Annotated in this window: 8 protein-coding genes; all 8 read left to right on the forward strand. The window is 40.2% G+C overall.

Annotation, left to right across the window (positions count from 1 at the left end):
- On the forward strand, positions 1-972 hold a 972-nt coding region (locus tag RWZ99_RS08105), incomplete at its 5' end, for an Hsp70 family protein (RefSeq protein ID WP_314677891.1).
- On the forward strand, positions 969-1,481 hold the full coding sequence (locus RWZ99_RS08110) for a hypothetical protein (protein ID WP_314677894.1): 513 nt from the start codon (positions 969-971) through the stop codon (positions 1,479-1,481). The genes RWZ99_RS08105 and RWZ99_RS08110, both read left to right, overlap by 4 nt.
- Before the next feature lie 9 nt (positions 1,482-1,490).
- Positions 1,491-2,276: an ABC transporter ATP-binding protein gene (locus tag RWZ99_RS08115; protein ID WP_314677896.1), complete on the forward strand. Its 786-nt coding sequence runs from the start codon at positions 1,491-1,493 to the stop codon at positions 2,274-2,276.
- 8 nt (positions 2,277-2,284) lie between these two features.
- Positions 2,285-3,100, forward strand: a complete 816-nt coding sequence (locus RWZ99_RS08120; protein ID WP_314677897.1) for an ABC transporter permease — start codon at positions 2,285-2,287, stop codon at positions 3,098-3,100.
- Positions 3,101-3,361: a hypothetical protein gene (locus RWZ99_RS08125; protein ID WP_313967375.1), complete on the forward strand. Its 261-nt coding sequence runs from the start codon at positions 3,101-3,103 to the stop codon at positions 3,359-3,361.
- 9 nt (positions 3,362-3,370) lie between these two features.
- Positions 3,371-5,113, forward strand: a complete 1,743-nt coding sequence (locus tag RWZ99_RS08130) for a DUF6287 domain-containing protein (protein WP_314677899.1) — start codon at positions 3,371-3,373, stop codon at positions 5,111-5,113.
- A gap of 277 nt (positions 5,114-5,390) precedes the next feature.
- On the forward strand, positions 5,391-6,701 hold the full coding sequence (locus RWZ99_RS08135; protein ID WP_314677901.1) for a hypothetical protein: 1,311 nt from the start codon (positions 5,391-5,393) through the stop codon (positions 6,699-6,701).
- A 35-nt stretch (positions 6,702-6,736) separates the two neighbouring features.
- Positions 6,737-8,110: a GHKL domain-containing protein gene (locus RWZ99_RS08140; RefSeq protein WP_314677903.1), complete on the forward strand. Its 1,374-nt coding sequence runs from the start codon at positions 6,737-6,739 to the stop codon at positions 8,108-8,110.
- Positions 8,111-8,204 lie beyond the last annotated feature (94 nt).

Consider the following 8,204-nt stretch of genomic DNA (forward strand, 5'->3'; position numbering starts at 1 on the left):
CGCCTTGGTGGGATTGACTTTGATAAGCGTCTTGTGGGCTACATCATGCAAGAGTTGGAAAAACAAGGGGTCAATATGACTAACCTTTCTGAGAAGGAAAAAATTCAACTCCAATACAAGGCTGAACAGATTAAGACAAGTTTATCTGTGAATGACCAAGCGCTCTATGAGCACTATGTTAATGGTCAAGGTTATGGTGTCTTGATTACCCGGGCGATTTTCAATGAAATCACCTTGGATCTCCTCAAGGATACTGAAATCAAGGTACAGTCTACCCTTCAAGCATCTGGTTTGAAATGGGAAGAGATTGACCATATTCTCCTTGTGGGTGGGTCTACACGTATGCCAATGATTCGTCAGATGATTCGCTTGATGAGTGGTTTGGAGCCTAAATTTGACCTTAATCCAGACACTATTGTGGCACAGGGGGCATCTATTTTGGCCGACCTTATTGTCAACAATGAGGTTACTTTCTCTGAGCATCAGGATGGCAAGACGACAGAGACAGACAGGGTTGTTGTCAAGGATGTGACCTCTCAGGGAATCGGTCTTCTCTTCAAGAAAAATCCAAACAAAAACTATAGCTTTGTGGGGGATTACTACAATAGTGTCGTGGTTCCACGTAACTCAGTCTTGCCTTTGGCCGTTACCAAGGATCTCTTTGCGGTTGTGGATGGACAGAGTAAGTTTAAGCTTCGTATCACAGAAGGAAATTACGAAAATCCATTTGCTGTGAAGATTTTGGGGCAAGTGGAAGGACAAGTGGCACAAGCACGTCATAAAGGTGAGCTCTTGGCGCAAGTTACCTATGCTTTTGACTCAGAACAAATTGTTAATGTGACAGTTGCAGATCCTCGAAGCAATACTGTTGTGGCACGTTTTTCTGTTAACGCACAAGTCAATCAAACCAAAGAAGTGGTTAAGGAAGATTTGTCAGAACTTCAAGCTATTTTTGCTAAATTCATCTCATGATAGACTACTACAAAGCAATTGATACAGAGACAGGACAGGAAGTGTCCTATTTAAGAGAGATCAGCAACCGTATTTCTCCAGAGATGTCGGCTCAAGACTGTTTTATGGCTCTCTCCTTTTTACGTGAGGAGCTAGAGGACCTTTGGACTAACGGTACCTTGGATCAAGACGGTGAGCGTCTGCGTAGTGAGCTTTATACGATTCGCTCTATCTTTTTCTCAGACCATGAAAAGCTACAATACGACCGAAAACTCAGACAGGCTCAGAGGAAGGCTTTGGAAACTGAGAAAGCAAGGGCCACTCAGACTAACAATGTATCAGGTAAAAAGGAGATTCCTTTTGAACCTGTTGCGGTGACTCAAACCAAAGAGTCATCTCTTAAGAATTACTTATTTGCGGCTCTAGCCTTTGTGATTCTATTAAGTTTGATTCTCTTCTTAAATATCAATGTTATCGTTCTTATTATCGGAGCCATCCTTATTGTGGCCCTGATGTTACTTATGTCCTAGGAGATATTAATGGAAACCAATCAATTAACATTTGAACATATCTGTTTCAAATATAAGGGAAATACTAATCAGCTCTTTACGGATTTGGATGTTACTATGGAGACTGGCCAAGTTGTCGGTATTTTGGGTGCCTCTGGTTCAGGGAAAACAACCCTGACAGAGATTCTCCTTGGCCAGCTTAAACCAACTTGCCAACAATTTCGTATTTTGGAAAATGGAAAACCTGTGACTGCAGGCTCACGCTCTTGGTCTTATGTGCCCCAACAAAACCTTCTACGTGAGTACCTCAAGGTATCTGAGACCTTTGATTTTTATGCGGACCACCACCTTAAAGGAAGTAGTAAGCTGACTAAAAAGCATCGCATTGCAGGAATTATGGATGATTTAGGGTTGACGGAATTTGCCAACAAGAAAATCTCAGAGCTTTCTGGTGGGCAAAAACGCCGTGTCTCAATTGGTATTGAGCTTCTTAGCCCTAGTCCCTACTTTATTCTTGATGAGCCGTCTTCAGGTTTAGATGCTCTCAGTGACCGTAATCTCTTACGTACCTTGAAAATCTTGGCTAAATCAGCTAACAAGTCAATTGTGGTTATTACCCACAATACAGAAAATTTGGCTATTTTTGACAAGATTATCTTCTTGTCTAAGGGACGTCCAACCTTTGCAGGGACTTATGAAGAGTTGCTCATGGAATACAAGACTAGCGATCCTTACATGATTCGCAAATATATGGATATGAATATCGCAGATGTCTATCAGGAGCTCAATGCTTCAACACGTATTTACAAGATTTAGGGAGACTTATGAACGCAGCATTACGATTAAGTTGGTATAAATTTAAACACCACTACATGGATTTTGTTAAGGTACTTCTGGGCATTGTCGCTTTTGAAGGCTTAATCCTCTATATCCAAGACAAGGGATTTTTGGACGATTTTGAAACAACTCGAATGACGCTCTTTCTCTTGCTTTTCTCGACCAGTCTCTTGATTGTGGTTCAAAACAGTATTTATATTTCCAAAGAACGCTCGGTCCTCAATCGTGACTTTTTCTCAGGCTTGAGCCGTTCGGCCTTTGCCTTGGCTAGTATGGGGATTCACGCTTTCTTTGCTATTTTGGAAACCATAGTCTTTATTCTATCTTACTCTGTCTTTGGTAAGTTCTTTGACAAGGATTTTCCAGATGCTGGTCATATTTTTGGTTCCTACCGTTGGGAAGTTGGTATTACGGTGCTTCTGGTTTTTTTGGCATCGCATTTCATTGCCCTCTTTATTTCAGCTTTGGTTGGAAAGTCTGAGATTACCTCTGTTATCCTAGCAGTAGTTGTGGGTATCATGCAATTTTCATTATCAGGGACTATCCTATCATTGCCAAAAGCGATTGATTGGGTTCAAAAATTTATCTATCTGGGCTATGGCCATAAGCTTGTTGGGATTTCCAGTGATCTGTCAGATTTGCCATCTAGTTTGGCTAAGTACGGTGTCCCTGTACCCAAGAGTCAGTTGGAGGCCTTTCAAGGGTCTACAGGTGAATTCTGGGGTCAATGGTGGGCCTTGGTGCTTCATTGCCTAGTTTATGCCCTACTCTTTTTCGTTACACTACAGAAGAAGGAGAAATAAATGCAACAATATGATGAATGGCTGATTGACTTCCAAGTTCAGCATGGTCGCAAGCCAAGTGATAAGGAAGTCGCAGAAGCTGCTAAGAATGGTTTTACCCTTTCGAGTGGTTTGAGCAGACAGAAAAATTCTAAATTTAGACAAGTCTTGTCTAAGGTTGGTTTGGGTGATCTTAAGTTCAGCTGGTTTTTAGTTTTGGAAATATTGCTCTTGATTTGTATCGCCCTTTTTGGCTATGTTGTTGGTTATCTATTTATCTAGGAGGACCTCATGAAACAGTTTAAACATAAAAAGTTTATCGGTTTGGCCTTGATTGTCTTTTTGGTTTTCATGGTACTCGGAAAATACACTCAGAGCACAGCCTTTACGTCGTCTTCTAGAGTCTATGCTACAACCGTTGTCGATAAGAATACCGGGAACAAGGTGCGTTTTGAAGTCCGTAAGATTAAGGGAGACAAATACGAAGTCAAAAATACGGAAACTGGGGATACCTATCAGGCCGATGCCAAAGCCGGTGAAGACCGTTCTTTGAGCTTTAAATTAGCCGGATCTGATGGTGGCTCAGACGGTACTATTCGTATCACACCAAGTATGGTACCTGGGGGAGATGCGAAGGTTGAAATGACTGAATCAGACACCTATACTCAGGTTGAGGGGGGCTCTGAAGTCGTTGAGTCTAGTGAAGCTTCGTCAACTTCTTCAAGTAGTGAGGTTAAGAGCATCATTAAGGATATTTTGGAATCAAGTAGTTCATCCTCAGGTAGCGATGCAAGCTCAGAAGCATCTTCTAACGATCCAAGTAAGCCAAATGCAGATATCAAGACTAAGACTGATGTCAATGGCGATAAGGAAACTACTTATATTGCAGACTATTCCACAGAGGATATTAAGGCCATTACAGAAGCCTTTGGTAAATGGCTTTATCAGTCTGACTATGCTAAGGATGCGGTTTTAGTTCAAAGCAGTTTTGACAGTATTACCAAGGTCAGCGATGGTAGCCCAACCTTCCTTTCATTTAAAGCACCTAAGGAAAAAGGCAGCAGTCAAACCATTACTATCTTGGCCAACTTAATAAATGCGGACGGTTATGAAAATATCTCTGGTGTGCCGAGTGGTATCATCGATGGTAAGGAAGCCTCAAACTATGATTTCAAGGACTATAAAAATACGGTCGATTCCTTCGCTCTAGGAATTAATGAAAATAGTGGTAAGACTGCAGACTATAGCCCAACCTCATCCTTCCGTCTTTATACCTTGAAGGATAAGAAGCATGCCATGTATGAAGACAATGCCGCTGAACAAAAGGCTCTCTTCAAGGACTTCTCAGCTGATGATAAGACTGGTGGCAATTATAATGGCTACAACAAACTCTATAAGGATTTGGTAGACCAAGATAAGGATTCTTACCAAATTGTCCTAGGCTCTAATGGTACTGTTTATTATGTGACTAACTACTGGAAGGGTAATTACGATAAGAAAGCTGTTCAGACTTACAAGGTGGCACCAGACGACATGCAAGAGGCCTACCAAGAATTACTTAAGCATTACTCTAGTGCTGATAATTCTGAAAGTTCAGAGTCAACAAGCTCTTCACAAGCATCAGAATCATCGTCAAGCTCATCAGAAGCTAAGACAGAAACACAAACTGAGACCAAGACTGAGCAAACAGGCATGGATGTTAATGCTATTAAGGACAATAACTTTCAAAGTCTTGAAGGAACTTGGAAGAATGGGAATGGTAACACTTTGACCTTTTCGAAGAATCAAGTAACGTCACCTACAGATTATGAAGTTCAAAATACTAATTCTAGTCTTGAAAATGGATACCTGAGAGCGAGTCTAAGGACAGGAATGTATGGTGCAATAATCTTTTTCATCCCGAAAGGTACGACCTTGCCGAATGTGTCAGGAAATTATCCTGATGCTTCAGATAATACTAAAGATCGTATCCTAGTGACTCAATCAGGGGATGCACAATCTGACGCCAAACAATTTTACTATAAGGCTGATTAGACCTGATAAGGGTGAAAGTCTCAAAAAAGTAATTTTATAATCTAAAAGTTGAGGTGGAATTATCTCAACTTTTTATGTTACATTTGTAACTTTAATTTAATAGTAAGTCTTCTTTGTATAAATAAGTGGATTATTAGAGGGTTTAAAGACTTTGTTAGAAAATTAATTATTGTGAAAACTTACAAAAAACTATATAATGAGTAGTGTTGTATAAGGGCTTCCTAGGGGATTTTTGAGGAAGTTTCTTAAATCAGATTAAAGGGAGAGGGGGAAAAGAATGATATCTGTTATTGAAACACTATCTGCTGCTTTCAAAGATCTTCATTGGCTAACGTCCTTAGACATGTTCTTGATTTTCTTTGTTAATTATCTGATGTTTAGTGCAGCTGGTAGAATCAAGATTTCTTGGTGGCTACTTCTGGCAGGTGGTCTTTTTTCAGTTATTTTGACCCCTATTCTTCCTATGGGATTTAAATTTTTACTTAATCCTCTTATTTTATTTTGTTTTAGTTATTACAAACGTCCAGATTTGCCATGGATAGAGCCTGTTTTTAACAGTTTCTATGCCTGGGGGACAACCAATATCATTATGAGAGGTTTGTCATTAATCGTCTTTCCTTTACTTTTGGGAACTGACTTGGCTAGCCGTATTCCAGAGTCCTTAACGAATTTCTTATGTGTGGTAGCAGCTTATCCTCTTTACCTCTTGGTTCATCGTTTTATTGGTTATGAATATTTGCAGGTTGAGGAAAAGGAGCGCTTACGCATACACTTCACTCCTATTGTTATCGGAGTTAGCCTTTCCTTTCTTTTATACGGTCTTTTTAACGATTTCTTGCCTTACTTGGCCAATATCTGGTCTGTGGAAGTGGTTAACAATTATGCCAAGTTGGTAGTTTTATTAGCTACAGGGGCTTTCTTTATTGTTGTTTCCTATGCTAACCAATGGATTAAGGATGAGCTTTTTCTGGAGTTGAAAGAGGAGCAGGAACGCCATTTCCAGAGTTTACAAGAATCGAGTAGGCATATCCTCCAACTTTATCAGGAACTATACCGTGATGGAGTACCCAAGGTAGCGGTTCCTAAAAAGGTTCAGACTGTTCTGGCTACGAGTCAAGAAGGAGACAGTCAAAACCTATCTGAGGAAGAAGTTCCCTTCAGCAAGGTCATGCCTGACATTTCCAACCTACTTTCTCAATTGCTACGTTCCGTCATTGAGAGTAAGTACATGGAGTTTCATGCTGTTGGAATTGATTTTATCTTAGAGGTTCCAGACCCGATATCTCCTGTTCATATTGATGTGGTGGATTTATCGGCTGTGCTATCGACCTTTTTGGACAATGCCTTGTTAAGAGCTCATGGTCAAGAAAATAGCTTAGTTCGTCTGTCTTATTACCAAGGAGGTAAGGTTCAAGTCCTTTCCGTAGACACAACGCTTTCGCAAGGTAGTGCTGAAGCACCCGACAAGGCGTGTGAGAACCGCTTATCAATCAATGAGCAGCTCGAAGATATTATGGAGCGTTATCCTCAGTCTAAACTTAGCTTTAAGAATGATAAGTTAATCTATAGACAGCAATTTGAATACTAAATAACTTGTAAAAAAATATATAGAAAGGAGATTAGATGTTTGAATCATTTTTGGGAATAAATTTTTTAAATCTTTATAATACAGATGCCTTTCTAGCCGTTCAGATTATTTTAACGCTGACAATAAACTGTGCTATTTTCAAACGGATGACAGACATTCGTATCTCCTGGACTGTATTTTTGACTTTAGCCTTGTTAGATGTGGTCATTCAGTATAATGTCACTAGTCTGACTGTGATTGTTGATGTCTTTATTCTGATGGTTTTGGCGATTCTTGCCAAAGGAAAAAACTGGTCAGTAACGCAGTATGCTTTTCATACCTTGTTTCCAGTGGTGACGTCGGACTTACTTTATCGTTTATTGGGGCTATTCTTTATTCCCCTTCTCTTAAATATCCCTGTAGCTGATGTAGGGTCTAATGCACTTTTCTATCTCCTATCTTATGGTTTGATTCTGCCACTTTATTTTGTTTTTGACCGTTTCTTGGGATTGGATTTGAAGCGTTGGAAGGCATATAGCGATGATTCATGCCACAACCTCAAGATTTCTCGAAGAGTTGCCCTAGCTATGGCCATTTATTTATTGGGAATCTGTCTCAGTGTGAATCTAGATAGTTGGTTCCCTGGCTACTCTTCAGATTTGGATTTGAGACTTCGGATGGTCTGGGTCCTTTTGTCCGCAGTGGCTTTTATTTTCCTAATTGCCCATCTTAATCAACTGTCTAGGCAGTATTTGGAAGAGAGCTTGGCCATGGAGGAAAAGCGGCATTTGAATAGCTTGACCAAGGCCAACCAAAAGATTGATCTTCTCTACAATGAGTTGTTACAATACAGACAGTCTTATCAGACAGTTGTAGAACAATTTTCAGAGGAAGTGCGTGACCAGGAAGAGGCTCTTGCTGAACAGGTGTACCAAAATGTCCTTAGGGAGAGCGCTAAGGAGTTTGAACGTTTCCGTGTCATTGATAATCCTAAGCTAGAAAATATCCAGTCCTTACCCTTACGTAGCCTTCTTTCGGCTCGTATGATGGAGGCTAAACGTAGCAATATTCCAGTCACCTGTGATATTCCTGAGGAGATTTCAGGTTTTGCGATGAATGTGGTTGACTTGACCCTACTAGTGTCCATTTTCTTTAGTAATGCGATTGATGAGAGTAAGCAGGTGCCTGTAAGTCAAATCAATTTTAGTTTTCATAGACATGATAAGGATGGAAGCTACCATTTCGTCATGGAAAATAGGACGCAAGAAGAAAAAGTTGACCTTGATGCCATTATGCAGGAAGAAAATCAGAAGAAGACCTCTGGTCTTAACCTTCACTCAGCCAAGGATATTCTTAAGAAGTATAATGATGCCAACCTGATTACTAGCAGTGGTGACTACCTTTTCAAACAGGAATTATTTTTTAAATAAAGTTGTGGAGCTAAATCTTTCGATTTGGCTCTTTTTTTGGGGCTCCTTGTCAACTGTAGTGGGTGACGAAAAGCTAACATCTAGAGAGGACCGG

Origin of the sequence: uncultured Streptococcus sp. (genome assembly GCF_963545685.1) — a bacterium.
In the GTDB taxonomy this organism is placed as follows: domain Bacteria; phylum Bacillota; class Bacilli; order Lactobacillales; family Streptococcaceae; genus Streptococcus.